Here is a 25,495-nt window from a genome sequence, read left to right as displayed (position 1 = left end):
CAAGAGACTTCCCTCATGCCACTTTGCCCGGCCAATAACACATTGATCGTTTTCTCCCCTTTCCTTTAATAACTCATACCAAACACCGACCCAGTCACGACTGAAGTAACGCTTTGATATGATATTAAAGGGCCAGATCACAGAAGACTTCCTTCAAAACGAAATGATCTCTTAGGCCACAGTCCTTGGTTCTCATCACTGTGAATTTCAAACATATGTCCTGTATTCTCCACGACGACCCCATCAATTAATGGAGAGAACTGAATTGCATCCTGCCCCGTATAGAGATTACAAATATGATATTGATTTAATATTTTAGAGTCCTTTAGATATTTTATAACTGCTGAAATAATATCCTTTTTTGTGTCATTACTCATTTGTGACTGAAAACAAAGATATTGGATCTCTAATGTTTTTAGAATTCCGTTATCGACCTTTGGTCTTCCCATCATTTCAACAATATTAGTTAAAAACTTCTTTGCAAATTTTAAGTTATATAATTTATATGAGCGACCTAGGTCACGATTTGAAATCATAAAAATTGATAAGAGTTTACCACCGTCAAAAACACCATAGTAAGCATTGCCTTCAGTATCATCTATTTCTTCCATCAAATCGAGGTCATGGGCCTCTTGGATATAAAACTTTTTAAAATCAGAAAAAGGAATTTCTCTAACATCATAAAACGTTGGATTAAAAACAGCAGGAATCACAACGGAATAGACATGATAATTATTGATATAACGATAGTTATAACCACGGCCACCTTTTGTTAAAGAAGCAATGGCCTTTTCATTGTCTGAGAGAATGGCAGTATAGGCCATCTCACAGCGAAGATCATCTGAAAGCTTAGGCAGGGCCGAGATAACATCGGCAAAGCACTTTCTCCATTGAACCTTTGCTCGACGTCCACCTTGAGGTGAGACTCGAAGGTCACAAAAGTAGGCCACTGGACGATAATCACCGTCAATGTAGCGCAGGTGTCTTACAATTGTTCCAACACCACAGATACTTAAGTCTTCATTTAGAAATAAGAAAGTCCAAAAGTGATTGCCCTTTCTCTCATAAAACTTGAAGAAGTCATTGCCACGATCAAATGACAATGCCTCATCTCCAGTTTCCATATGAATATCTTTGTAAAAATTTAAGATCCCTTCGTTATCTTCTCTAGTCGCCAGCCTTATGTGTGAGTAAGGGGCAACGACCTCTTCCAAGGTCATCATACAAACGCTCCTTGCTAGCGAGACTAGCTATAAGATTTAACTTTCTTGATTGAGCGAGCTTTTAGTAGTCTCTTTAAAAGGAACATAACAATGCGACCAAAAGAAAGGTGTACATTCATCATTGTTCCATACTCAATCACTTCATCATCAGGCTCACTCATACCAGGTAGCATTTTAGTGTAGCCTTTATAAAGTCTAAACGGGCGTATTGTATTATAGATCTCACCAAGTTTTGGCTTGGCACTTGAGTATGCATAAATATAAAAGTTACGTCCCATACGTGATGCTTCAATATACATCATTAGCCAGAAGTAAACTCCTAGAAGTCGACAACGTTGGTAACGTGACATCCAAAGCGCTGTTGCTTCAAATAAATCATTTTCAAAATCAGGAACGTCTTTTTGTAATTTTGCTAAGGCTTCATCAGGTAAACTTTTAACAACACGAGAGTCACTCCCTAGTGCGAAAGTAAAACCACCACACATTAGCCCGTGTTTATTAAACAGAGCAAATGTCTTATTTCTAGCAAGAAAGTCTAAAGGAAACTTAACACCAATCCTTTGGTACGCGAGTTGTTGAAACTCTTGTAATTCGTCAAGTTCGTTAATGCATCTAAGCTCCGAGCGGTAAATACGCTTAACACGACGCCCCGTCCCAACAATAACACCTGGCAATACAGCTAATTGTCTAATCATTACTCTCTCCTGTTAGAGTTTTGCTGGGGACATCTTAGAAATAAGCTTAAGCATCAGTAAAATCTCAAACGATTATTAAAATTTCCCCAATTTCATCCTGCGCACTAATAATACCTATAAAATTGCACCCTTAGAAAGGGCCTAATAGAATCTTATTCAATTTCTAACAACATTTTTGGGAAATTCCGTCAAAAGAATAATATTTACAACAATTATTAGTGCCATTGTGCCACCTTGCGAATATGTCCATCGATGAATAATTTCAATAATTAATGCCAAGTACCATGACTTGCGCAGGCCTCATTGCTATTTTTCTCCATTCACAAAAGGAGCCCAATGAAGACAATAATGTCCCTACTACTATTAAGTTTCATGGCCGTTTCAAGCTATGGAATGCAAATCAACAAATCAGCATTTTCTGGCAAGAATTTCTGGTATATCGATCAAATCGATCGAGTTGAGATTATTACTGACCTATACAAGCAAACAAAAGCTGAATACGCCCTATGGGAAGTGAAGAAGAAGCGTATCGGTGTTGACGGAGATATGATCTTTAAAGAAGCAATTGAAGCAGAGCAATCAATTGCAGATGTCGACGACGCCATTTCTCAAGCTAGAAGCAATATGGAATTCTACGATCGTGCAAGAAAACTAATTGCGAGCTTTCAAGATACACACTTTGGACTTAACACTCATATTGCAGCACCTTGGATTGTTTCAGGTTTCAATACGAAGTTAGTTGCAGACAGCGGAAAAGTTATTATCGCTTCAAAATATGCCAAAGTAATTGAGAAGTCAGTTATTGAAACACAAAATTACAATCTTAAAATGATTGAATTAGGTGATGAGCTAATTAGTGTTGATGGTGTGAAAGTTAGTGACGCTATCGAGGCCCTAATGCCATATATCGATGCTTCAAGCCCAGCGTTTGCAAGATCACGTGCAGCGGCCATGCTAATTGAGCGCTACTTCTTATTCCCTACAAAACCATACTTTGATATTGAGTTTAAAAGTGAAAAGACACAGACTGTTTATAAAACACGCCTACCTCTTTATTACTCAGGAAATACTAGCATCGTTAGAAAGAAAGATATTTCATTCTACCTTGAACAAAAAGGCTTCTTAAAACTTAAAGAGCTTCGCTTTAAATGGGATAACCAAAAGAGAACGTTCGTAAAGGATACAAGCCTTAAAGTAGAAACTCTACCAGAAGGCCTACCAACTGGTGCAATTGAGCTAGAGAACTGGACATCGGCAAATGGTGGGGGAAGCCCAATCGTTCGCTCTGCTCTAATCTTAAAAGATGCAAAAGCTTATGCTTATATGCAAGTTAACTCTTTTTCAGTATCAACAGTATACTATAAAGGTGAGCAGCTTTCTTTCATCGAAGCGTTAAGAAAGAATATTAAATTCTTTAAAGCACAGAACCTAAATCTAATTTTAGATATTAGAAATAATGGTGGTGGAAACGGTGGTTACCCTGCTCAACTTCTGGCAATGCTAACAGAGCAAGGTCAATCATACCCTAATGCAACTTGGGCCTCGGCAGTAACTCGTTATATGAGACAACTTATCGAGTACTATGGTGTTGAAGAAATCTTTAAAGACATTGGTGGAAGTGACTGGACAATGCAATCAGATGCATTCTTTGAAGCAGCGGCCGAAGGTAGAACACTTTCACGTGCAACTCAAAACTATGATATTACGGCAGACCCACAAGTTGGTGGATTTGATGGAAAGATCGTTGCCCTAGTCTCACCAAATTGTATTTCAGCATGTGATATTACGAGTATCCTATTACAAGGCTCAAAAAGAGCGAAATTAATCGGAACACATGCAAATGGGACAGGTGCAGGCTACCGCTCAAATGACGTGTATAACACGCAATTTAAGGACCGCTACAACGTATTCTCGACACAGATTCCAAATATGCTATTTGGTTATGGTGTTGAGGGACATCAATTTGGTGACCTTTTAGGAATTGACTCTGCCTATGAGTTAAATTCTGAAAACGTTCCAGTTCAAGCAGATGTAAATTATGTTGAGACTAAGAAAGACTTAACTAACTACATGTCAGGTTGGATTGAAAAAGCAATTGAAGTTTTAAACGCTGAATAAATAAAATACCAAGGCCACGTTACTTACGTGGCCTTATAAACATTCCAATTTCTCTACGGTGTGAAGGAAGATGACAAACAGATACTTCATACTTCTTATCATCAGTAAATACCTTGATCCATTCATCAACTTTTTTAAGATCATTGATAACAGGTGTCTTAATCGTTAAGAAAGCACCCTTAATATTCTCATAAAAATCCATAATACGACGAGATTGATTTGTGTTGAGGTCACCATTTAGGTTTAAGTCTGAAATGAGCCAATCACAGTGCTTTGGTAATTGGGCCCTCGTGACATCAAAGACACTCTTTTTGATATGTGAAAATTGCTCTCCAAATTTTGATTCGATAAGTGGTGACATCAGAGCGGGATCAACAGAAACAAGTTTTGCACCTTTTTCAAGAACGTAGTATGAAATCCCACCTGGAGCACTTCCTATTTCAACAACTTGATCATTGGCAGTTATCACCTCATCAAACAGTCTAAAGGCCTGACAGGCCTTATGATAGGCCCTCGCTGGAACTTCCTCTTCACAGATATCACTCTCCTCTAATGAGAATGTATCTATTGGTGTCTTAATCGTTTCAAAATGCCAGAATTGGTTTTCTCCAACAGCAGCATACTCACCTTCAATGGGTGCTTGAATGTATTTATCAATGAATGTGGCCTGCCTGCGAGCAAAAACAACAGGTCGACTGACAAGCTGTGCTTCATAATCTTTAGGGCCTTTCATGCTTACAAATTCTTTATTAGAAAAGCTTAAATGAAGCTCTGGATGCTTTAGCTTAATTTCCTCTAAGAGAAGGTCCTTAAGCTTTGGATGGTAGAAGAATAGATAAAATGCGTTCATGGAAGAAATATTAACATGAATAGTTGTGATGGGATACAACAACCAAATTCTTAATAAAATTCTAATAAATAGAGCTAATTTATACTTTGAAAATAATCCAGAAATCTGCCAAAAATATAAGACGCCCTTTCAAAAGGGCGTCTCGATATCTGTATAACTATAGTGATGCCGGTGATCTAAGATTTTCTTTAATTTGAAACTGCGTAAAGATATTTTCCTTATTGGCCCCTTCAGAGTAAAAATTTTGGTAAGGAATATCCCCATTAAGATTTGCACTAACACTTCCCTTATTTGGATGAGATCCAAAAAGACGTGTCAGTAGGTAATCATTTTTAATCTGGTTGTTCACGTTATAAGCAATATCTTTAAAGCGCCATAGAGGTAGCTCATGCTTATACTTTGCAAATAGTTGTTTTGAGCCAATTTCCATACATGCAGCAATCATTGACCTTCTCTTTGATGGCCTAAAGATATACTTCCAACGATATTTCTTCTCACACTTCTTTTTAATCTCAGAAGTATAATTGCCTGTTGACCATTCTTTTAAGAAATTTGCATAAGACTTATAAAGCTTGTGACGACAACTACTAAAGAGAGATCGAAGTCTGACAAAGAAGTTTTTAGACTTACCACCACAGGCCTCTTTAAATACCCCGTAGATCTCATCAGAGTTACGATTTAAGAAGTTGGCAATATTTGCATTGTCCATAGTGATCGTCGAAGTAAACTCAGCTGGAGCACGAACTTGATAATGATCAAACATCGTTGCAAAATTTCCATAACTATTTGTACGTGCTCTGACAAGATCCTTCATCTTATCTTCGGTCTTTGATACCGCCCAGCTATAGTCTTTATTAACTTTGCTTTGCTGATCAAAAGTCATAGTGAAGACATTAGTGCTAAAAATATCAAAGTCACGTCTAGCATGAATAAGCTCTTCTTCAGACTGATAGTTGATATTAACTTTCTTTGATTCAACGCGATCATTAGAAACCAATTGGTCATAACCAATAAGCTTACCTAAAACGGCCCCAAGAAGTTTTGAAAAGATATTTTGTGTATACGATAATCTTTCATAACGATGAGAGAAGAATTTATAAACTCGCCCATCCTTAACAACTTCTGTTGATTCAGTTTGTGAGTTCTTTACACCCCCAATAATGAAAGCTAGATACTTTGACTCTTTAAGCTCCTTCTTACGATTCTCATAAGAAGTAATATTGTCTGCAAGTGTTGAGTAATTAAACTTCCCAAAACGCACAACACCTTTAAGCTCATTTAACTTATCACTATTTCTAAGGTCATCCACATATAAAGACATATAGGCCTTATATGACTTCTCAAAGCTATAATTAAAGTCATAACGAAATAAAGTTAATCTGATAAGATTTAGGAAGTCAGCCATTAATGTCACATTCGCACCGGCAGAAATTAATTTTGAATCCTCTGCACTTAAGCGAATAATCTCATTGGCCTTAGCATTATCAGCTGGCCCTAGACGTTGGATTTCCACAGTTGATTTTCTTTCATACTTGGCCAGTGCACCAGCAGCAACACCAATTCCACTATATGAAGCTGTCGCAGCAGCACCAGCAGCAAATGTTAGAGCATCTTCTTTCTTGATAAAATCATAATCTCCAAGCTTAGAGAAATTTTCTGGCCTAAGATATTTGTACATAAAGAAGAGACGATCAAATTTTGTCTGAAGTGCATCCTCCACATTATCAGCAAAGTGGTTAAACCTCATTGTTCTCTTTAGTGAAAGATTACTATAGGACTTAAGCACTGATGGAGAAATATTAATGACACCCTTCGCTTGAAGTGCACCGAGGAAATTTCGAGCAGAGATCTCAATAACCATTTCATCATTTACAAGATAGCGATCTTCATCAAATAAAGATGGGGCCGCACTACGGTTAAAGAGAACCTTAAACCCATGAAAGTCACCAGCGTGTCGCCAACCAACAAGGTTAACACCACCAAAGAAACCATTGGCATCATGACTTAGACGATCACCGATTGCCTGATAATTGGCCTGGTAATTATCATAGATTTGACGATAGATCGGAGAAATATCGGCAAGGTCAGTATCTGAAAACTCAGATTCTAACCTATGGTTGTCTACTGTGAAATTAGAAAATGTAACAGGTTCAACGACATCCTCTTGAGCGAAGACATTCGTTGCTCTTGCTTGAAATAGAAATGTAAAAATTAAGAGAATAAGTGTTTTCTTCACTCTTTCCTCTGTATTACTTATTAAGTTCACCACGTCCCCCTTTAGTGATCACCCAATACCCAAGGCTCACTAGCGGAAAAGAAACGGGAACGAACGTGCAATACAGATTCTTTTAGCCTAAAAGGGATTCTACGTTCATTATTCGACACGATGCAAGAATTTCTTATTATTTATTGTCATTTATCAAGTTTTGGATAGTTACCCAGAATTTTTGATAGATTTTACTTATCTTAAGTTAATCTTAATTTAATGGATTTATTAGGCCCGGCCGACGATAATAAATACAAGACAAATGAGGTGACTAATTAAAATGGTCAACTTAAGCTAACTAAACAAAATCAAGGAGAATTATAATGGCATTTGAAAGTATTGATGGAAAGCAAGTCCCTAAGACATCATTTAAAGTTTTTAAAGATGGAGGATTAGTAGATCTAACATATGATGAAGTATTTAAAGGTAAACGTGTTGTAGTCTTCTCACTACCTGGTGCCTATACACCAACATGTTCATCGACTCACCTTCCACGCTACAATGAACTTGCTGGCGCGATTAAGAAAGAAGGTGTTGATGCAATCTATGTCCTATCGGTAAACGATGCATTTGTTATGGACGCTTGGATCCAAGATCAACACGCTGAAGAAGTTGGTGTTCTTCCAGACGGAAATGGTGACTTCTCAAAAGGAATTGGCCTATTAGTTGATAAATCAGATATTGGATTTGGTGCAAGAACTTGGCGCTATTCGATGGTCGTTAATGATGGAGTTGTTGAAAAGTCATTTATTGAGCCAGATAAACCAGGTGACCCATTTGAAGTTTCAGATGCGGATACAATGCTTAATTACCTAAACCCAGAAGCAAAAAAACCGGAGGCCATTGCAATTATCACACGCCCAGGTTGTCCTCACTGTCACCGAGCAAAGGAGCTTCTAACAGAGAAAGGCCATAAGTATAATGAAATTATTCTAGGCCAACATACATCTAATCAATCTCTATTTGCCATTACTGGGCAAACAAAGGTTCCACAAATCTTTATCAATGGTGAAAGAATTGGTGGACGAGATAAATTAGAAGAATTAAACGAACAGGGTAAATTATAAAAAAAGGCCGTCATCATGACGGCCTTCTTATTTATTTAAATTAAAAATAACATTTCAAAATAAGTTGGTACAGGCCACAGGTCATCAGGAATAATACTTTCAAGACGTCCACAGTGGTCAGCAATCATTTCACTAATTGGCATTAAATCGTATGCAAAAGAGTGAGCAACCTTCTCTTCATCATGGACTTCACTTAGTCCAGCAAGAGCATTTTTTAAATTTCTATTTTGCTCGAAAACTGCTTCTAGAGAGAATTGAAGATCTTTTAAAATTTCAGTCTCTACTGTTGCCTCAATTTTAATGGCCTTAGATGCTGCAATAGATGAAGTTAATTTCGCCTTATAATTTAGTGCGGCCGGAATAACTAATTGGTTCACCATATTAGATAGCGTACTAAATTCAATCGTGCGCTTTGTAATATAAGTTTCAAGAAGAACATTGTAGCGAGTATCCAGCTCTGATTCACGGTAAATTCCATGCTTCGTTAAAAATGCTGTCTCTTCCCTATCCACAAGAACATTTAAGCTATCAGCTGTTGTCTTAAGATTTGGAAGTCCTCTCTTTTGTGCTTCTTCAAGCCAAGCTTGTGAATAACCATCACCGTTGAAGATAACATCCCAAGATTCATTAATGAAAGTATGGCAAATATCAAGTAGGGCCTGATCAACTGAGACACCATCACGAATTTTAGCTTCAAGTAGATTGTTGGCCTCTTCTAAAACGGCCGCTACTGCACCATTAAGAATCGTTAATGGGAAACCAATGGATTGATCTGAACCACATGCACGGAATTCAAATTTATTTCCAGTAAAGGCAAATGGAGAGGTTCTATTTCTATCTGTATTATCTTTTGGAAGCTTAGCAAGAGCTCCTGCTCCAAGATCGAGAATAGTTTGTGACTCTGGAGAAAATTCTTCACCTTCTTTGATGGCCTTAAAGATTCTTTCAATTGTTGAACCTGTAAAAACTGAAATGATCGAAGGTGGTGCTTCATTTGCGCCAAGACGATGGTCATTACTATGAGAAGCAATTGAGGCCCTTAAAAGTTTAGCATGGCGATGTACTGCTGCGATAACAACAGAGGTGAAGGCCAAGAAACGATAGTTTTGATGTGGCTCACTTCCTGGATCAAGAAGGTTGATTCCACTATCACTTGCAAGAGACCAGTTTAGGTGTTTACCTGAACCATTAATCCCAGCAAATGGTTTCTCATGCAAGAGAGCAACAAAACCGTGACGAATAGCAACGTTTTCAATCGTGGCCATAACCATGTGGTTATTATCGGCCGAAACATTTGCATCTCTAAAGATTTGCGCAAGCTCAAATTGTCCAGGAGCAACTTCATTGTGACGAGTTTTAGCAGGAATCCCTAATTTATGAAGCTCATAATCAAGCTCTTCCATAAATGCTAAAACGCGCTCATTGATTGCACCAAAGTAGTGGTCATCTAATTGTTGGTTCTTAGTTGAAGGCGCACCAAAAAGCGTACGTCCAGTCATAACCAAATCTTCTCTTAAATTATAATAACTCTTATCAACGAGAAAATATTCTTGTTCAGCTCCACACGTTACAATCACGCGATCAACATTCGTCTCCCCCGTTAAATGAAAGAACTTCTTTGCACTTTCTCCAAGAGTAGAAACTGAACGAAGAAGTGGAGTTTTAATATCGAGGGCCTCACCATGGTATGAAACAAAGGCCGTTGGAATACAAAGAGTTTTTGACTCTCCCGTTCCAATTAAGAACATTGGTGAAGTTAAGTCCCATGCAGTATAACCGCGGGCCTCAAACGTCGAGCGTGATCCACCATTTGGAAAAGATGAAGCATCGGGCTCACCTTGAATTAACTGACTTGCAGATAATTTCTCAATAGGTCTTCCTGTTGAGTAATCGAAGTCTAAGAAAGCATCGTGCTTTTCAGCAGTCGAGCCAGTTAGTGGTTGAAACCAGTGACAAAAGTGAGTTGCACCTTTATCTAGGGCCCACTTTGTTACGGCCTTAGCAACGATCTCTGCCTGGGCCTTAGAGATATGAGAGTTTGAGTGAATTGCCTCGTTAATTTCTTCCTTAATTGAATCAGGTATTTCCTCGGCCGTTTGAATATCAAACGTATTCTCACCGTAGTAATCTGTTACTTTTTGATGCTTACCTGATTTATCTCTGGGACGTAGAAAATTTAAACCTTCAATTAGATTATTTGGGACACTCATTTACTTCCTCTCCGTGGCAGTATAGATGGATAACTACCTATATTATAAGGACTAAAGAGGATTTGTGTCCAATGAAAATTTATTTTTGTAGTGAGATGATTTGAGTTTCAAATACCTGATTATGATCGATTTCAGCTGCTTTAATTTTGGACATACAAAGTACACATCCTGCCATTAAAACAAAGATCATTTTTACGATTGCTTCATATGCATCCGGTGGTAACATTGCTAACTCCAAAAGTTTAGGCTAATTTAATTGACTTAATATTAGAGCATAATGGCAAAAGAAATGCTGATGAGCAATAAAAAATTCATGCGTAGTACATTTTTATACCTAGGCCAAAGCGAGCTTCCAGAGGGCTTTATGGCCGACAAGCGCAACGACTTCAGACTAAGTCGCTTCTGCTTATCTTCACTAACAGGCCTTAAAGATTTATCTATTATCAACCACTTACATTTAGAAAGTGATAAGAGTAAGCTCGTTTCAATTAGCCACACCAAAGAGCTTGCAGCCTGTGCGCTATGCACAAACCCTGAAGTAAAATCTGTCGGTATCGATATTGAGTGGTCTGATCGTAAGATGCGAGAGGGTACATTCAAATACTTTGTCTCTCATGAAAGAGAACTAAAGCACCATACTCCACTTGAGATCTGGTGTATAAAAGAAGCGGCATTTAAGGCCTACTCACCATTTCACGATGATGAAAAAGAAAAGATTCTCGTCCTAACTGACTTTGAAATTATCGAACAAGGTATTTTACAAGGGCCAAATGACAGTAAGCTTATTTATGAGATTATCGAAGAAGAATATCAGGGCAGGCCATTTAAGCTTGCCCTGACAGAGTATTAATTTTTTATTTTAAGAAACTTTCTAATTTCTTTTCATCTTCAATCTTGATTTCTTTTATCTCTTTTAGGCCATTTCCAAGTGTCACTCTCAAAGTCATAAGCTTTCCTGTGCGAGCGATTAAGAAATCAATCTGATCATTTTCCTTATACATCTCTGCAATGGAGTCATAGGCCTTCTTATCAAGTCTAAGGGAATTAATGGCAATAAGTTCATCTCCAGCATTAAGGCCGGCCTTATACCCACAGCTATCTTGGCGAATAGACTTGATGATAAGCTTACCACCTTCTTCAGCGATATTTGCGCCAATATCTAATTTAGGCGTTGTCCACTCAACACTTGCACCCATACGCTTTAGATAATCTTCAAAATCAATCTCTTCCACACCTTCAACAAAGAGTCTAAACTCATCACTTACATTTTTAGAAACAAGCCCTTCTAGAATTTCAAAGAAGCCTTCTTTAGTTAAGCCAACGGCCGGCCTTTCTTTGTAGTCGGCCCAAAGTGCACGAACAAGATCGTTGATCCCCTTGCCTTCATTCTTCATAAGTGTATTTAGAATAAAGAAAACAAGTCCACCCTTTAGATAATAACTCACAGATGAGTTCTTAAAATTTTCTCCTGCACGGTAAAGTTTAATCCATGCATTGAATGATGAGTCTTCAAGAGAATGGTAACCGCGGCCAGGAGTTCCCAAGTAGTTATTGATATTCTTCTTCATGCACTCAAGATATTCTTTAAGCGAATAAAAACCACTGCGATAAGTAATTAACTGGTCAACAAAGCTTGTCATTCCTTCCGTTAGCCAGTGCATACGAGTATAATTTTCGTTCTTATAATCAAATGGCCCTAGCTCAATAGGACGGATTCTTTTAACATTCCAAAGGTGGAAGTACTCGTGAGCAACAAGCTCCATATACTCTTTGTAGCCTTTCTCTTTGGCCAAGTGGTACGGACAAAATTGCAGAACTGTTGAATCTAAGTGCTCAAGTCCACCAAAGCCACTTGGACTTAAGTGAGTGATGAAATAGTAATGATCATATGGAAGCTCGTCACCGACGATCTTTGCCGTCTCTTCAACGATTGTCTTGATATCGTCATTAAGTTTATCCATCACTTTATGTGACGCTTGTGCATGAGCAAAATCACCATAAAAAGCAATATGGTGCTCCTTATCTTGGTGCATGAAACCATAAGTTTCATGGCAGCCAATTTCAATTGGCGTATCCAGTAGTTCATCAAAGTCGGCCGCTTCATAAATAAAGTGGTCTCTTTTTTCAGAGATATCTTTTAGTGCCGTCGTCACCTTTGACCACAGAGGATTAATTTTAATTTCAACTTGTGAGCTTCCAGTCTCCCCTTCAATACCGATAAAGACACTCGGCCCATGTAAGAAAGCATGAGTGTTATCAACATGGGAAGTACGAACAGTTAGCTCATGACAATAGATCGTATAGGCAATTCTAATTTTTCCATCTTCACTAAATGAAGCAGATTGAAAACTTGGGTGAGCAAGATCAACTCTCCACTCATTCTTTGAAACCTGTTCATGAAAAAGACGATTTCCCTTTGAGTCCTCGACTTTGATTTCTTTGATATTTCGAGCGTACTCTCTCATTAAATATGAGCCAGGAGACCAAGATGGCATGTAAAAACGCACCTCGTTCGCCTTTTTATCAAGCATAGCGTCTAAAGAAATATTAACTAAGTGAGTCTGAGGGTTTGGAATATCGATTATATATTTAAGCATTTAACGCTCCTTTTATAAGCTTTGTTATACCACCAATTTATTTCAAGAAAAACCTCTTGAAAAGGATTCGTTTACTTGCTAAAAGCCCTCTAACAACACAATTTAATGGAAAATCATAATGGAAAATCGATCTGACAACGTACAGCAGTCTGGGCATTATAACATCGACCGCTCGCAAATTATTCTCCCGCAACTGACTTTCACGCAGATAGCACAAGATCAACTTAATCTTATGCTTGAAAATGATTTCACTCTACAGGGGAAATACTTAAGAATTCTTATTAGCGGTAAAGGATGTGAGGGATTCAAGTACTCAATTGGATTTCACAACTTAAATGACGATGACTTTCTAATCCCTGTTCCAAGCATGGATATTGAAGTTATTATCGACCCATTTACAGCTTTCTATCTAGGTGAAACTCTCATTGATTATCAATTTAATTATATCAATGATGAAGAAGGCTTTATTGTGACAAATAAACAGCAAGAAGAATTCCAAGGAAAGTTTTGGCGAAAAGACAAAACAAAGATTCCTCCAAAGGCCGAGGTTCAATAAAAAATGGACTATCGTTACCTCAGGGCGTTTACACTTACTGCAAAATACTTAAGCTTTTCAAAAGCTGCCGCAGAACTAAAGATTGCACAATCAGCGGTTTCAAGACAAGTTAAACTCCTTGAAGAGTCCATGAATGAGGAACTTATCATTCGTTCGAGTAAGAAGGTAATTCTTACGAAGAAGGCCAAGCAGCTGCTTAAATCGATTGACCAATTTGAAGATAGCCTAGGAAATATTTTTGAAACCACTCAGGAGCGCCCAGTACATATTGGGATTCTCGATGGGCTTCTAGTTAATTGGTTTAATCCCATTCTTGCAAAGTATGCAAAGAATTATAAGAGAGATATCTTCATTCACGTGGCCGACAGTCCGGCCCTAAGACGTGGAATCGAAGATGGTATTTACGATATCATTTTTTCGACTGATAATTTTCAATCAGACCTCACTTCTTCTTTAAAACTTTTTGAAGAGAAGTTCGTCATTATTTCAAATGAAACAATTAACAAGAGAAAGCTTCACGAACATACGTGGATTGTTTTTAGTGAACTAGACCATCTTCATAAGCTCTCGACAAAGGCACCGCCTAAGAAGATTGTTGTGGACTCACTTGAGAGTATCAAGGCCCTTGTAAAGCACGGTGTTGGAATTGCAGTTGTGCCTGATCACACGCTTTCTAAGCACGATAATTTTGTTACAGAGCCTGTTAGTGGACTTAAGAATATGAATATCTATATGACCACTTTAAGCTATAAGAATAGGCCTGCATTTTTAAAAGAATTTATTAAGATTTTAGAAACGAAATAAAAAAGGCGAACAATGTTCGCCTTTTTTCTTATTTTCTTTTGATGTCCTTGATTCCAACAACACCAATTAGGAATACTTTATTTGAGATGAAGTGAAGATTCTTAGTCTTTCTATTTTCAAAGTTAAAAAGCCAGTCTTCTCCAACTCTTTCAACTGATGCCGAATACTTTTTTCGACTATCATTAACACCACTATAAAGAGTATCAATTTCAATATCACCACCGTCTGATGGATTTAGGTTACTAACAGTAATCCTAACAACATCACGATCGCTTCTTCTAACTAAGACAACACCTTTCATCACTTGCTCTAGTGAATAAGTGTCAGTTCCGATGATTTTCCCCTTATCAGAGAACTCCTTCTTATAGACTGATGTAACCTCTCCGATTTCCTCATCAACATTTACACCTAGATGATAGAAGCTCTTATCTTCATCATTTGTAATGTGAACAAGTTTAACCTGTGCTGCCATAAGTGAAGTCGTGGTAACAACGGTTAAAAGAAGTAATTTCATCAATGATTTCATATTCATCTCCCTCTCAATTTGATAAGGCATATTGCCATTAATCACATGCTAATGGGAGAGAAAATTTTACAACTATGTAAGAAACACACGACTTCAAACATTAGCCAAAGCTAATATCGAGAATTAGCCTAGCTTAACGTATTAAAAATAATAGGCCCACCAACGTGTTTGAATTCATCATCGCGAAGATCAGCGAATTCATAACCCGATAAATGGTCGTGTAATATTTTCAGGATATACTCATTAATATTCTCAATCTGATCAAGACCAAAAGTTTGAGCAAAGCCGGCCACCTTTTGCGTAATATAATCATTCTTGAAAATACCAGAGCTTAAATTAGACTTCTTAGAGAACTCTCTAAACTCTTCAATTGAAACACCCATCTTGCGTGAGTCATCCTTGTCAAATTTATCAAGGCTATAGTTGATAAGAGTTGAAAGAATAATGGCCTCAAAGTCAATTGAGTTAATATCGTAATTTAGATAGAAATTATCAGAAAGCATGCCGTCATCTTTAAGAGACAGATAAGTTTCTTTTAATGTCTTAATGAAAGGCATTAGCTCTATAAGAAGCTTGCACTTACTTTGTAACTTCTTCCAAACCTCAACATTATTTACCACAACAATTTTATTATCATTGTCACGATACTTCACAAGGTCGCTAAAGAAGTCATCTAGAAATAGATCGAATGAAGCACCTAAGAAGTTCTCTTCCGAGTCCTCAAAAAGATGATTTCTTAAGGCCTTCTTTACATCCTTTTGTAAGATACGAATTAGTGAGTTTCCGATCTTATAGATATCAGTGAAGTCAAAGTACTCGAAAATGCTTTCGTCACCAAAGTTTCGAATATCTTTAATATAAGACATTCCAAGAAGAATAAGCTCGCGGTTTTGATTACCAATACGAGTCATGGCAACAGGGCCATCTTTTAAAACACCGTAGTATTCCATACTTGCATTGAGCATACGAATAAAGTTGAAATGTAAGTAGCTAAAGCGCTTCTCATCTTCCACTTTATTGAGCTCATCATGGATACTTCCAGCATTCTTTTCAAAGGCAATAATCGAGTTCTGATGCAGAGTTTGCATCTTTCCCTTAGTTGTAATATTTCCAGTTAGAGGCTGCTTCTTATTGATAAAGAGGTCGATATGGCCAATTGAAGGAAATGGATTAACCACTTGCAGGGCCTCAAAATAATCAACGAAACCGTAGTCTCTAAGCCTTTCTTTCTTATCTTGGTACTGATTCTCGTTATAGATCATATAATCTTCAGAGATCATTTTAAAGAGGTGCTGGTAAGCGGCTTCAACACCAACTTCAGTGTAGAGGTCCTTGATGAGTTGGCGAACCTCATCAACAATATCGCAATCTTCATCAAATTCAAAAAGAAGAAGATTATCTTCTGTTAAGAAGTAATTGTCGTGATCATCAGGATATAGAGGATCTTCAACATCAAAGGTCCAAACATTGAAGCGTCCTTTAAGGAAAAGAATGAACTGATCTGACTTGACGAATTCATAGCGAATTTCTTCATCTGGGCACTTGGCAACAGTGCTCACCCAAGATGTGAATTCATTGACATCGAGTTCATCTTTTGACCAAAGGTCTATATCGTAGAAGGTTTCTCTTTGCTCTTTAGAAAGTAATTTAAGAGCATGAGACTTTACTTCGATTGGCAGGGCCTTAACGGATACATAAAGAGGCTGAACAGGAAGTTTCTCAAGGCTCTCTCCCTTAGAGATATAGCTATTTACTAGCTCCATCGAAGTGTAGGCCTTAGATTCCTTAAGAATTAAAGAGATTACATCTGTTGCTGGTAATTTATCTTCGTGTTTTTTGTCGCTCATATATCCGCCATTATATCAAATAAGCCTTTAATTTAAGCTATTTAACATAAGTTGTTAACCTAAATCTAAAGTTTGTACTGCACAACAGTAAATAACTAAAAATATTAAGAAGAAAAAGCACTTCTAACACGAAAACATGATATTCGTCATATTATTTCCCCTATAACTTATTTAATTTAGATATATGAAGTGATAAGATGGATTTAACCAAGAAAAGGTATAGATTATGGAAAAGAGACAGTGTGTAGATTGCCCATCAAGAGAGTTAGGAATCTTCTGTGGGTTATCAAATGATGAAGCCGCTAAAGTGTCACTTACAGCTTCTTCTCTAAAATTTAAACGTGGTGAAAAGCTATTTTCTCAGGGAAATCGCCCTGCGGGAATCTACTGTGTTCAGTCAGGTAATATTAAGCTGACAAAGACAGGCTCTGATGGAAAAGAGACAATTGTAAGAATTGCTCAACATGGAGATGTTATCGGTCACAGATCACTATTTACTGCTCAAGACTTCAATGGAACGGCAACGGCCATTGATAATGTTTCTGTATGCTTTATTGATAAACCAAGCTTATTAAAATTAATTAATGATAAACCGGCAATCGCTCTTGAACTAATTAATAAATTAAGTCGCGACATGGGAATTGCTGAAGAGCGCTCAAGTGCTTTTCACCAAAAGAATGTTCGCGAGAGAATTGCTAGACTTCTCCTCGACCTTGCCAAGACTCACGGTAACACTCTTATCAACGGCGAAGTTCAAATCGAACTTAAGCTAACAAGAGAAGAAATGGCCACGATGATCGGTACGGCCAATGAAACACTCATTCGCATTATTTCTGAATACAGAAAGGATGGGCTAATTGATCAGAATGGTAAGTTAATCATCATCAAGGACGCTGTAGAACTAGAGAAAAGAGCTGAAGGCGTTTATTAAAGTTTTACTATTTTAAGTTTATAAAAAAAAGATAACTAACAAGAATAGAGAGATGGATATCCAAAGTATCACAAGCAAGAGTCAGTCTTGCGAGGCAGAAGTGTGCCTTCACTGCTCTGAAGAAATTGCCCCTGGTGAGCTCATCACTAATGAAAGAGATGGCAAATTGGAAAAGTTTTGTTGCTACGGGTGTATGAGTGTCCACTCTCTGCTTCTTAGTAATAACCTTGAAGACTTTTACCGTTATCAAAATGAGCAAGGCTCTCAAGCAAATAGCTTAAAAGAGCGTCCTAGTAACTCGAAAAGTAAGTTTGAATATATGGATAGCGAAGCCTTCATTCGTGAATACGTCACAATTGAAGAAGATAAGCTTAAGGTTCACTTCCTATTAGAGGGTGTCCACTGCTTTGCCTGTATCTGGCTTATTGAAAGAATTTCAAAATTAGAACACTCGGTCATCGAGGCCCAGGTCAATATTGGAAACAACTTAGGTAGCTTCACAATTGATACAAAGAGGCCATATTCGATTGCAAAGCTTGCTGCGACACTTGCGCAACTTGGCTACACTCCTCACCCATTTAATATTGAAAAAGATCAGGAAAAGAAATTAAGTGATCGTCGCGATATTCTGCAAATTGGAGTCGCTGCTTCTGCCATGAGTAATATCATGATCTATGCGGTATCCAACTATGCTGGAGCAACTGGTGATTACGTTAAGTTATTTGATGGAATCAGTTTTGCATTTTGTCTTCCGGTCATTCTCTATAGTGCAAAGCCTATTCTAGTGAATAGTGTTAGCGCAATTAGACTAAGAAGCACAAATGTTGATATTCCACTGGCCATGGCCATTGTCTTTGGATTCTTACTTTCAGCAATAAATTTCTTTAGAGAGTCGGGCCCAGTTTACTTTGATTCAATCACAACACTTATCTTTCTAATTCTACTTTCTCGCTACTTTGTAAAAATGCTGACTCAAAAGTCCATGTCAACAAAGGGGATCTCTTCACTCTTTCTAAACACAGGTGTGAAGAAGATTATTGGCAGTGCAATTAAGCATGTTTTTTCTAACGAGGTAGAAGTTGGAGATCACGTTGTCTTTGAAGAAGATGAAAGAATTATCTATGACGGAAGGCTTGCTAGTGAGAAGGCCCTTATTCTTAACTCAATCAACACTGGGGAAAGCCGCCCATTAGTAGTCAATAAAGGTGACTTCATTGCAGCAGGAGCAGTAAGCCTAAGCAATGACCTAGCACTTGAAATTAGTGCCATTGGAACACAAACAAAACTAGGAAAGAATCTTTCTGCTATTGAAAATAATACAATTGTAAAAAATCCTGCCAATGTTTGGGCACAAAAGATCTCACGCTATTTTACAATTGGAATTATCCTTCTAAGTATCGTGGCCCTTACTCAAGGCCTAGTGACAGGAGACCTCTCAAGATCATTTGAAGTCATCCTAGCAATTTTAATTGTTGGCTGCCCATGTGCTTTTGCCATGGCCACACCAATCGTAGTTGCAACTCGAATTAATAAACTTAAGTCATACGGAATCTACGTTAAAAACGAATTGAGCCTTGAAGAGTTAAATAATGCCAAGAATATCATCTTTGATAAGACAGGAACTCTGACAAAGGGGAAATTTGCGGTTAGCTCATTTTCGAATCACTCACAAATGAGTGATGAAGAGGTTCTTGCCTTAACATTCACACTTGAACGAGCGGCCCAACACCCTATCGCCTTTGCTTTAAAAAAATACTCAAAACAAAAAATATCGAACGAGAGTCTTTTAAAGTATGCAGATATTGTTGCTGAAGTTGTCACTGGAAAAGGTGTTCAGGCACAAATTGATGAAATAACTTACTTTATCGGAAAAGGCCTTCTTGACGGCGAGATTGCACTTTATGCAAATAGCGAAGTCATTGCAACTTTCAAGATCGAAGATAGTATCAGACCTGAATCAAAGGATCTCGTTAGCTTCTTACAACAACGAAGTATCGATATTCACCTCTCAACAGGTGATGCCTCAGAGATGGCCAAAAAGATCGCAAGTGAAGCCGGAATTAATGAGACTAGCCTCTATATCGAACAAAGCCCAGAACAGAAGCTAGAGCTTGCTGACAAGCTAGAAAACGTTGTCTTTGTTGGTGATGGCGACAATGATGCCTTGGCCATGATTAAGTCTAACGTGTCCATTGCTATTGGTGCACAGGCCGATATTGCCCTTAGAAGCTGCGATATCTATCTGCCACAAGAAGATCTAAATTTAATAAAAGTCTTATTTAAAGTTGCACGTAATGTGAAAGGTACTTTACGCCGAAATATTATGTTTGCAGTTACATATAATATTGTAGGAATTACATTAGCGCTTATGCATATCATTACTCCTCTGCATGCTGCGATCTTAATGCCTATCAGTTCTTTAACAGTTCTTCTCTCAAGTACATTGCCATTAATTGGATTTGATAAGAGAATGTTAAAAAATAAAGGAAAAAGCTGATGGAAGTCATTATCGTTCTATTACCAATTGCAATATTCTTAGCAGTAGGATTCCTATTGATTTTTATTTGGGCAACTAAGTCAGGTCAATATGATGACTTGGATACGCCATCCATTAGAGTTTTATTTGAAGAAGAGAATAATAATATTGTTCACAACCAAAAAAAGGAAGAATGATTATGAGCATGAGTACGAATGCCAATCTAGAAGAGTTCTCGTATAACGATAAGATATCGAAAGCTTTTCTAATGGCGACAGTTTTCTGGGGGGCGATTGCACTATTTATGGGTGTTTTCATCGCTTTTCAATTGGCCTATTGGAAACTTAACCTAGGTATAGAATGGACAACTTTTGGCCGTCTAAGACCACTTCACACAAATGCTGCAATTTTTGCATTTGTTGGAAACGGGATGTTTCTTGGGGTTTATTATTCAACTCAAAGGTTATGTAAGGCGAGAATCTTTTCAGATTTCTTATCTTGGGTACACTTTTGGGGATGGCAGCTGATTATTGTTTCAGCAGCACTAACACTACCACTAGGTATTACAACAGGGAAAGAGTATGCCGAACTAGAATGGCCAATTGATATTGCCATTGCAGTTATTTGGGTTGTCTTTGCAGTAAACTTCATTGGTACGCTAATTAAGAGACGTGAACGTCATATGTATGTGGCCCTTTGGTTCTACATTGCAACAATTGTAACAATTGCTGTTCTTCACATCTTTAACTCTCTTTCTGTACCAGTTAGCTTTTTAAAGTCTTATCCTGTTTACGCTGGTGTTCAAGATGCGATTGTTCAATGGTGGTATGGGCACAACGCTGTTGCCTTCTTCCTAACAACTCCGTTCTTAGGTATCATCTACTACTTCTTACCAAAAACAGCTAATCGTCCAATCTATTCATATAGACTTTCGATTATCCACTACTGGTCTTTAGTATTTATTTATATTTGGGCAGGTCCTCACCACCTTCTATACTCATCTGTTCCAGATTGGGTACAGACACTTGGTATGACTTTTTCAATTATCCTATGGATGCCTTCTTGGGGTGGGATGATCAACTTTCTTCTAACACTAAGAGGTGTTTGGGATAGAGTTAGAACTGAACCAATCTTAAAGTACTTTGCTACTGCTGTAACTTTCTACGGTATGGCAACTTTTGAAGGTCCACTACTTTCAATTAAATCGGTAAACTATATTGGTCACTTCACTGACTGGGTTGTAGGTCACGTACACGCTGGTACAATCGGTTGGAACTACATGCTAATTGTTGGTGTCCTTTATTACTGTGTCGAAAAACTATGGAAGACAGAGCTATACTCTAAGAAAATTGCAAACGCACAATTCTGGTTAGCAACAATCGGTCTTCTACTTTATATGATGTCAATGTGGGTTGCTGGTATTACTCAAGGTCTAATGTGGCGTGCAGTAGATGCTACAGGAAAACTTGTTTACCCTAACTTCATTGAAACAGTTATTAAAGTTATTCCAATGTACTGGGTACGTGCATTTGGTGGTGTATTTGTTTTACTTGGTTTCTTCTTAATGATCTTCAACCTATGGATGACTTATAAGAAAGCTAAGTATGCAAACAAAGACAAAGAAGAATCACAAGAAGTGTTTAAAGCGGCACCTATTTCAGCTCACCCTGAAGATGCGAATGCTGAAACTCACAGAAAGCTTGAGGGGCTTCCTGTAACTTTTACTGTTCTAACTTTAATTGCAATCGTTGTTGGTGGAGCAATTGAAATTATCCCTTCAATGCTTTCAAATAAATTTGTCGAAGTAGACCCAAGAGTTAAACCATACACTCCACTAGAGCTTATGGGACGAGATATCTTCGTTAAAGAAGGATGTTACGTATGTCACTCTCAACAAATTCGTCCAACAGTTGCTGAGAAACTACGTTACGGAAACCCTTCAACTGCTGCGGAATCTGTATACGATAGGCCATTCCAATGGGGATCACGTCGTATTGGACCAGACCTTGCTCGCGTTGGTGGAAAATACAATGATATGTGGCACTACCGTCACATGATCAATCCACGTGAAGTAACTGCTGGATCAATCATGCCTAATTATGATTGGCTAACTAAGAAGAAAGTTAACTTCAAAATGCTTCCGAAGAAAATGGACGTTATGGTTGCCCTAGGTACTCCATATAGCGAAGATGAAGTAACAAATGCAATTGATCTTGCAATGGAGCAAGCAACTCAAATCACTAAAGGTTTAAATGAGTTTGGTGTTCCAATGAAAATGCAAGATAAGGAAATCATCGCACTAATTGCGTATCTACAAAGACTTGGGGTCGATACAAAAGAATCGAAGTCAGAGGAATAGAGATGAAATCTGAAGTAATGCAAAATATGCCGTGGGAATGGATGCCAGCAGTGTCGCTATTCATTTTCGCGGCCATCTTCTTGGGCGCCTTCTTCTGGTCAATGAGACCGGGCTCAAAAGAGCTTTATGAAGAAGTTGCCAACAATGCACTTTCTGACGGCGAGGCAGTCGTTAATGAAAACAAAGGAAGCAACAATGACTAACGAAAATAACAAATCGAAGCAAGAAAATATCGTACTTGAAGATGAGAAAGATCTTGTTATGGATCATGAATACGATGGTATTCAAGAGCTTAACCACCCTCTACCTAGCTGGTGGACAGGTGTTTGGGCACTTTCATTTATCTTCTCTATCCCATACTTTATGTATTACGTCCTAATGGACGGGCCAACTCTTTTGGATACATACAAAATGGATATGGCGCAAATGCAAAAGATCATCGATGCTGAAGCAGCAAATACTGCAAACTTTGATATCCAAGCATACGATAGCTATGTAGCAACACCTGCTGCAAAAGAACTTGGAAATACTGTCTTTATTGAAAACTGTGCAGCTTGCCACCTTGACGATGGTGGTGGGGATATCGGTCCAAACTTAACAGATAAACACTGGATTAATATTACTAAACTTGATCCAGAACAAATCTATAAGTTTGTTGTTCATGGTAATGAAGATATGGGGATGCCTGCTTGGGGAGACATCCTAAGTAAGGAAGACATCATGGCCGTTACTGACCATGTAATAGCACTGCAAGGAACAACTCCTGCAAAAGCTAAAGAGCCACAAGGTGAGCTACTTAGCGAATAAGAACTAAAAGAGAAAGAAATGGCAAAGAAATCACAATTTGAATTACACGAATCGAGACTAGGTACAACTGATGACAGTGGACACCGCGTCTTCCTGTTTCCAGAAGAAGTAAAAGGTATCTGGAAAACCAGGCGTGAGATATTCTATTGGTTTCTAATTTTTGTCTATCTCGTCTTGCCGTGGATATATATTCAAGGAGAACAAATGATTCTCCTTAATATCCCGGCCAGAGAGTTTTCATTCTTTACATACAAATTCTATGCCCACAATGCGCCTATTTTAATATTTGTGATACTCGGTTTTCTATTTTTTATCGGGTTTATCACAAGTATTTTTGGGCGCGTTTGGTGTGGTTGGGCATGTCCTCAAACAGTATTTATCTCCTCTATTTTCCTCAAGCTTGAGGCCCTTATTGAAGGGAAGCCAAGAGTGAGAAAGAAATTAGCTGAAGGACCGTGGACGAAAGAGAAAGTTATTAAGAAATCACTTAAGTGGATTGCTTTCCTTGCCGTCTCTCTACATATCTCACATACATTTTTGGGGTACTTTGTAGGAACACATCACCTACTCTCTGTTAGCTTTCAAAACCCAGCAGAGAATTTCACTCTATTCACAATCATGCTTATTATTACAACAATTGTCCTTTTAGACTTCGGTTGGTTTAGAGAGCAGTTTTGTATTATCGCTTGTCCTTACGGAAGAATGCAGTCTGTAATTATGGATGAGAATTCACTGGCAATTCTTTACGATGAAAGACGTGGAGAGCCAAGACGTCAACCAGGAATGAAACCTGAAGAGCATGGTGATTGTATCAATTGCTATGCTTGTGTTAAGGCCTGTCCAACAGGAATTGATATCAGACGTGGTGTCCAACTAGAATGTATCGCTTGTACAAATTGTATCGATGCTTGTGACGACATCATGTTAAAAACGAATCGACCAAAAGGGCTCATTCGTTACGACACTCAAAGTAATATTGAAGGAAAGGGCCGCCATATTTTTTCAATTAGAAATATCGGCTACCTTGTTGTTCTTATAGGTCTAATCATCGGATTTGTTTATAGTCTTTCTTTATCACAAGGGATCACAACGACAGTTCTAAGAGGGCCAGGAACACCATTTACGGTAAGTTCTCCGACGACAACAAGAAACCACTTTCATATCGTTATTGAACAAAGTGGTGATATTGTCGAAAGAAATATCGAAATTGCAGTCCAAGGTATTAAAGAAGGCTCTTACGAGTTAAAAATGCCAAGAAACCCTTTCGTTTTCAAATCGAATCACGAAAGAAAAATTGTCTTCATCGTCTTTAACAATGAAGTACTAACTAACGGAAGCTTAAAATTTAATTTCATCATAAAAGATCTCGACACAAATGAAGAGATCATTAAAGAGGCGGTACTCGTTGGACCAGTTAAGTAGTCTACAGGGAATCTCTCCATACGTTATCATAAGCGCAGGTCTTACAATGGGGCTTGTTGCTAATTTCCACTGCGTGGGAATGTGTGGCGGAATTACCATGGCCGTCTCTAAGTCCTTTAGTCAAAACATGTCCTACCAAGTAGGAAGACTTCTGGGCTACATGGCCACAGCACTGGTTATCCCGGTGCTTGGCTTTACAATCTTAGATATCAAATCAAACCCATATCTTATGCTTTTTTCAGGTTTGAGTATTGGTTTGATCTTAATTTGGATGGGACTTAAAAGGCTTTTTAAATTCTCAAATTTCAAATTTGCTCAAACTGTTTCACAAAAATTACACAACTTGAATGCCAAGCTTTGGCCAAAAATTTCAAAGAAAGTTGGAAATAAACCTCACCTCTTTAATTTTTCAATTGGGAGTATCAGTGTTCTTCTTCCATGTGGGCTTTTATGGGCGATGTTAGCACTAGCGATAAGTGCGGCCTCACCTGCACTAGCAGCACTCTTTGTATTCTTCTTTTGGCTAGGAACACTTCCGGGACTATTATTTGGGCCAAGTGCCATTAGAAAGATAAAATTCCCAAGTAGAATTCAAGCTGGTGTCCCTTACCTATTTTTAATTATTGGAACTGCTACAATCGTCTACCGCGTGTATATGATGTGGAGTCCAGCGCCAGGAGCGCCAACATGTCACTAAAGAAAATGATAACTAAATTTTTTCAAGATCCAGAGTTCTATGCA

Annotated in this window: 22 protein-coding genes; 13 read left to right on the top strand and 9 right to left on the bottom strand. The window is 38.0% G+C overall.

Annotated elements, in window-relative coordinates; translation table 11 throughout:
• Nucleotides 1–137: 137 nt before the first annotated feature.
• Nucleotides 138–1,223: a hypothetical protein gene (locus ABMA79_RS04685; protein WP_393090673.1), complete on the bottom strand. Its 1,086-nt coding sequence runs from the start codon at nt 1,221–1,223 to the stop codon at nt 138–140.
• Nucleotides 1,224–1,246: 23 nt separating this feature from the next.
• On the bottom strand, nt 1,247–1,918 hold the full coding sequence (locus ABMA79_RS04680; RefSeq protein ID WP_392855848.1) for a hypothetical protein: 672 nt from the start codon (nt 1,916–1,918) through the stop codon (nt 1,247–1,249).
• 336 nt (nt 1,919–2,254) lie between these two features.
• Here ABMA79_RS04680 and ABMA79_RS04675 point away from each other — a divergent pair, with 336 nt between their 5' ends.
• Nucleotides 2,255–4,036: a S41 family peptidase gene (locus ABMA79_RS04675; RefSeq protein ID WP_392855850.1), complete on the top strand. Its 1,782-nt coding sequence runs from the start codon at nt 2,255–2,257 to the stop codon at nt 4,034–4,036.
• A gap of 19 nt (nt 4,037–4,055) precedes the next feature.
• Here ABMA79_RS04675 and ABMA79_RS04670 read toward each other — a convergent pair whose 3' ends face one another.
• Together ABMA79_RS04670 and ABMA79_RS04665 are read right to left on the bottom strand one after the other, a co-directional pair.
• Nucleotides 4,056–4,886, bottom strand: a complete 831-nt coding sequence (locus ABMA79_RS04670; RefSeq protein ID WP_393090671.1) for an SAM-dependent methyltransferase — start codon at nt 4,884–4,886, stop codon at nt 4,056–4,058.
• 157 nt (nt 4,887–5,043) lie between these two features.
• Nucleotides 5,044–7,152 (bottom strand): hypothetical protein, encoded by a 2,109-nt coding sequence (locus tag ABMA79_RS04665; protein ID WP_393090668.1) that lies wholly within the window; start codon nt 7,150–7,152, stop codon nt 5,044–5,046.
• A 323-nt stretch (nt 7,153–7,475) separates the two neighbouring features.
• On the opposite strand from ABMA79_RS04665, the gene ABMA79_RS04660 reads away from it, so the two are divergent.
• Complete coding sequence (locus ABMA79_RS04660; protein WP_392855854.1) at nt 7,476–8,219, top strand: glutathione peroxidase; 744 nt, start codon at nt 7,476–7,478, stop codon at nt 8,217–8,219.
• Between the two features lie 35 nt (nt 8,220–8,254).
• Here the strand turns inward: ABMA79_RS04660 and ABMA79_RS04655 are convergent, their stop codons facing one another.
• The gene (locus ABMA79_RS04655) at nt 8,255–10,429 is read right to left on the bottom strand and encodes a glutamine synthetase III (RefSeq protein ID WP_393090665.1); all 2,175 of its coding nucleotides are present in this window, start codon (nt 10,427–10,429) and stop codon (nt 8,255–8,257) included.
• A 79-nt stretch (nt 10,430–10,508) separates the two neighbouring features.
• Nucleotides 10,509–10,655 (bottom strand): hypothetical protein, encoded by a 147-nt coding sequence (locus tag ABMA79_RS04650; RefSeq protein ID WP_392855858.1) that lies wholly within the window; start codon nt 10,653–10,655, stop codon nt 10,509–10,511.
• Between the two features lie 87 nt (nt 10,656–10,742).
• Between ABMA79_RS04650 and ABMA79_RS04645 the strand changes: the two genes are divergently transcribed.
• Complete coding sequence (locus ABMA79_RS04645) at nt 10,743–11,279, top strand: 4'-phosphopantetheinyl transferase family protein (protein ID WP_393090662.1); 537 nt, start codon at nt 10,743–10,745, stop codon at nt 11,277–11,279.
• A gap of 4 nt (nt 11,280–11,283) precedes the next feature.
• Here the strand turns inward: ABMA79_RS04645 and ABMA79_RS04640 are convergent, their stop codons facing one another.
• Nucleotides 11,284–13,026: a M61 family metallopeptidase gene (locus tag ABMA79_RS04640; protein ID WP_393090659.1), complete on the bottom strand. Its 1,743-nt coding sequence runs from the start codon at nt 13,024–13,026 to the stop codon at nt 11,284–11,286.
• Nucleotides 13,027–13,144: 118 nt separating this feature from the next.
• On the opposite strand from ABMA79_RS04640, the gene ABMA79_RS04635 reads away from it, so the two are divergent.
• Together ABMA79_RS04635 and ABMA79_RS04630 are read left to right on the top strand one after the other, a co-directional pair.
• Entirely contained in the window at nt 13,145–13,582 is a 438-nt protein-coding gene (locus tag ABMA79_RS04635; RefSeq protein ID WP_392855864.1) for a HesB/IscA family protein, read from the top strand.
• Nucleotides 13,583–13,585: 3 nt separating this feature from the next.
• Nucleotides 13,586–14,386, top strand: a complete 801-nt coding sequence (locus ABMA79_RS04630; RefSeq protein ID WP_392855867.1) for a LysR family transcriptional regulator — start codon at nt 13,586–13,588, stop codon at nt 14,384–14,386.
• A 28-nt stretch (nt 14,387–14,414) separates the two neighbouring features.
• Here the strand turns inward: ABMA79_RS04630 and ABMA79_RS04625 are convergent, their stop codons facing one another.
• Nucleotides 14,415–14,912 carry a hypothetical protein gene (locus ABMA79_RS04625; RefSeq protein ID WP_392855869.1) on the bottom strand — a complete coding sequence of 166 codons (498 nt, stop codon included), beginning with the start codon at nt 14,910–14,912 and terminating at the stop codon, nt 14,415–14,417.
• Between the two features lie 128 nt (nt 14,913–15,040).
• On the bottom strand, nt 15,041–16,759 hold the full coding sequence (locus tag ABMA79_RS04620) for a DUF6178 family protein (protein ID WP_392855871.1): 1,719 nt from the start codon (nt 16,757–16,759) through the stop codon (nt 15,041–15,043).
• Nucleotides 16,760–16,985: 226 nt separating this feature from the next.
• On the opposite strand from ABMA79_RS04620, the gene ABMA79_RS04615 reads away from it, so the two are divergent.
• The 8 genes from ABMA79_RS04615 to ABMA79_RS04580 are packed head-to-tail and all read left to right on the top strand — an operon-like array spanning nt 16,986 to nt 25,451.
• Nucleotides 16,986–17,690, top strand: coding sequence for a Crp/Fnr family transcriptional regulator (locus ABMA79_RS04615; protein WP_392855873.1), 705 nt, complete (start codon nt 16,986–16,988; stop codon nt 17,688–17,690).
• Between the two features lie 52 nt (nt 17,691–17,742).
• Nucleotides 17,743–20,187, top strand: a complete 2,445-nt coding sequence (locus tag ABMA79_RS04610) for a heavy metal translocating P-type ATPase (RefSeq protein WP_393090657.1) — start codon at nt 17,743–17,745, stop codon at nt 20,185–20,187.
• Nucleotides 20,187–20,363: a cbb3-type cytochrome oxidase assembly protein CcoS gene (ccoS, locus tag ABMA79_RS04605; protein ID WP_392855879.1), complete on the top strand. Its 177-nt coding sequence runs from the start codon at nt 20,187–20,189 to the stop codon at nt 20,361–20,363. The genes ABMA79_RS04610 and ccoS overlap by 1 nt, the downstream gene beginning before the upstream one ends.
• A gap of 8 nt (nt 20,364–20,371) precedes the next feature.
• Nucleotides 20,372–22,525, top strand: a complete 2,154-nt coding sequence (ccoN, locus tag ABMA79_RS04600; protein ID WP_392858003.1) for a cytochrome-c oxidase, cbb3-type subunit I — start codon at nt 20,372–20,374, stop codon at nt 22,523–22,525.
• A gap of 2 nt (nt 22,526–22,527) precedes the next feature.
• Nucleotides 22,528–22,728: a cbb3-type cytochrome c oxidase subunit 3 gene (locus ABMA79_RS04595; protein WP_021267131.1), complete on the top strand. Its 201-nt coding sequence runs from the start codon at nt 22,528–22,530 to the stop codon at nt 22,726–22,728.
• Nucleotides 22,721–23,332, top strand: a complete 612-nt coding sequence (locus ABMA79_RS04590) for a cbb3-type cytochrome c oxidase N-terminal domain-containing protein (protein ID WP_393055995.1) — start codon at nt 22,721–22,723, stop codon at nt 23,330–23,332. Before ABMA79_RS04595 ends, ABMA79_RS04590 begins: the two co-directional genes overlap by 8 nt.
• A gap of 18 nt (nt 23,333–23,350) precedes the next feature.
• Nucleotides 23,351–24,754 (top strand): cytochrome c oxidase accessory protein CcoG, encoded by a 1,404-nt coding sequence (gene ccoG, locus ABMA79_RS04585; RefSeq protein WP_393090654.1) that lies wholly within the window; start codon nt 23,351–23,353, stop codon nt 24,752–24,754.
• Nucleotides 24,738–25,451, top strand: a complete 714-nt coding sequence (locus ABMA79_RS04580; RefSeq protein ID WP_392855889.1) for a sulfite exporter TauE/SafE family protein — start codon at nt 24,738–24,740, stop codon at nt 25,449–25,451. The genes ccoG and ABMA79_RS04580 overlap by 17 nt, the downstream gene beginning before the upstream one ends.
• Nucleotides 25,452–25,495: the final 44 nt, after the last annotated feature.

Source organism: Halobacteriovorax sp. HFRX-2_2, from assembly GCF_043196705.1.
Lineage (GTDB): Bacteria > Bdellovibrionota > Bacteriovoracia > Bacteriovoracales > Bacteriovoracaceae > Halobacteriovorax_A.
The sequence above is the reverse complement of the archived record's forward strand: the minus strand, read 5'-3'. Positions and strand labels throughout refer to the sequence as shown.

Coding starts and splice junctions, on each gene's coding strand:
- ABMA79_RS04685 (WP_393090673.1), bottom strand. CDS start 1,223: ATGATGACCTTGGAAGAGGTCGTTGCCCCTTACTCACACATAAGGCTG.
- ABMA79_RS04680 (WP_392855848.1), bottom strand. CDS start 1,918: ATGATTAGACAATTAGCTGTATTGCCAGGTGTTATTGTTGGGACGGGG.
- ABMA79_RS04675 (WP_392855850.1), top strand. CDS start 2,255: ATGAAGACAATAATGTCCCTACTACTATTAAGTTTCATGGCCGTTTCA.
- ABMA79_RS04670 (WP_393090671.1), bottom strand. CDS start 4,886: ATGAACGCATTTTATCTATTCTTCTACCATCCAAAGCTTAAGGACCTT.
- ABMA79_RS04660 (WP_392855854.1), top strand. CDS start 7,476: ATGGCATTTGAAAGTATTGATGGAAAGCAAGTCCCTAAGACATCATTT.
- ABMA79_RS04655 (WP_393090665.1), bottom strand. CDS start 10,429: ATGAGTGTCCCAAATAATCTAATTGAAGGTTTAAATTTTCTACGTCCC.
- ABMA79_RS04650 (WP_392855858.1), bottom strand. CDS start 10,655: ATGTTACCACCGGATGCATATGAAGCAATCGTAAAAATGATCTTTGTT.
- ABMA79_RS04645 (WP_393090662.1), top strand. CDS start 10,743: ATGCGTAGTACATTTTTATACCTAGGCCAAAGCGAGCTTCCAGAGGGC.
- ABMA79_RS04640 (WP_393090659.1), bottom strand. CDS start 13,026: ATGCTTAAATATATAATCGATATTCCAAACCCTCAGACTCACTTAGTT.
- ABMA79_RS04635 (WP_392855864.1), top strand. CDS start 13,145: ATGGAAAATCGATCTGACAACGTACAGCAGTCTGGGCATTATAACATC.
- ABMA79_RS04630 (WP_392855867.1), top strand. CDS start 13,586: ATGGACTATCGTTACCTCAGGGCGTTTACACTTACTGCAAAATACTTA.
- ABMA79_RS04625 (WP_392855869.1), bottom strand. CDS start 14,912: ATGAAATCATTGATGAAATTACTTCTTTTAACCGTTGTTACCACGACT.
- ABMA79_RS04620 (WP_392855871.1), bottom strand. CDS start 16,759: ATGAGCGACAAAAAACACGAAGATAAATTACCAGCAACAGATGTAATC.
- ABMA79_RS04615 (WP_392855873.1), top strand. CDS start 16,986: ATGGAAAAGAGACAGTGTGTAGATTGCCCATCAAGAGAGTTAGGAATC.
- ABMA79_RS04610 (WP_393090657.1), top strand. CDS start 17,743: ATGGATATCCAAAGTATCACAAGCAAGAGTCAGTCTTGCGAGGCAGAA.
- ccoS (WP_392855879.1), top strand. CDS start 20,187: ATGGAAGTCATTATCGTTCTATTACCAATTGCAATATTCTTAGCAGTA.
- ccoN (WP_392858003.1), top strand. CDS start 20,372: ATGAGTACGAATGCCAATCTAGAAGAGTTCTCGTATAACGATAAGATA.
- ABMA79_RS04595 (WP_021267131.1), top strand. CDS start 22,528: ATGAAATCTGAAGTAATGCAAAATATGCCGTGGGAATGGATGCCAGCA.
- ABMA79_RS04590 (WP_393055995.1), top strand. CDS start 22,721: ATGACTAACGAAAATAACAAATCGAAGCAAGAAAATATCGTACTTGAA.
- ccoG (WP_393090654.1), top strand. CDS start 23,351: ATGGCAAAGAAATCACAATTTGAATTACACGAATCGAGACTAGGTACA.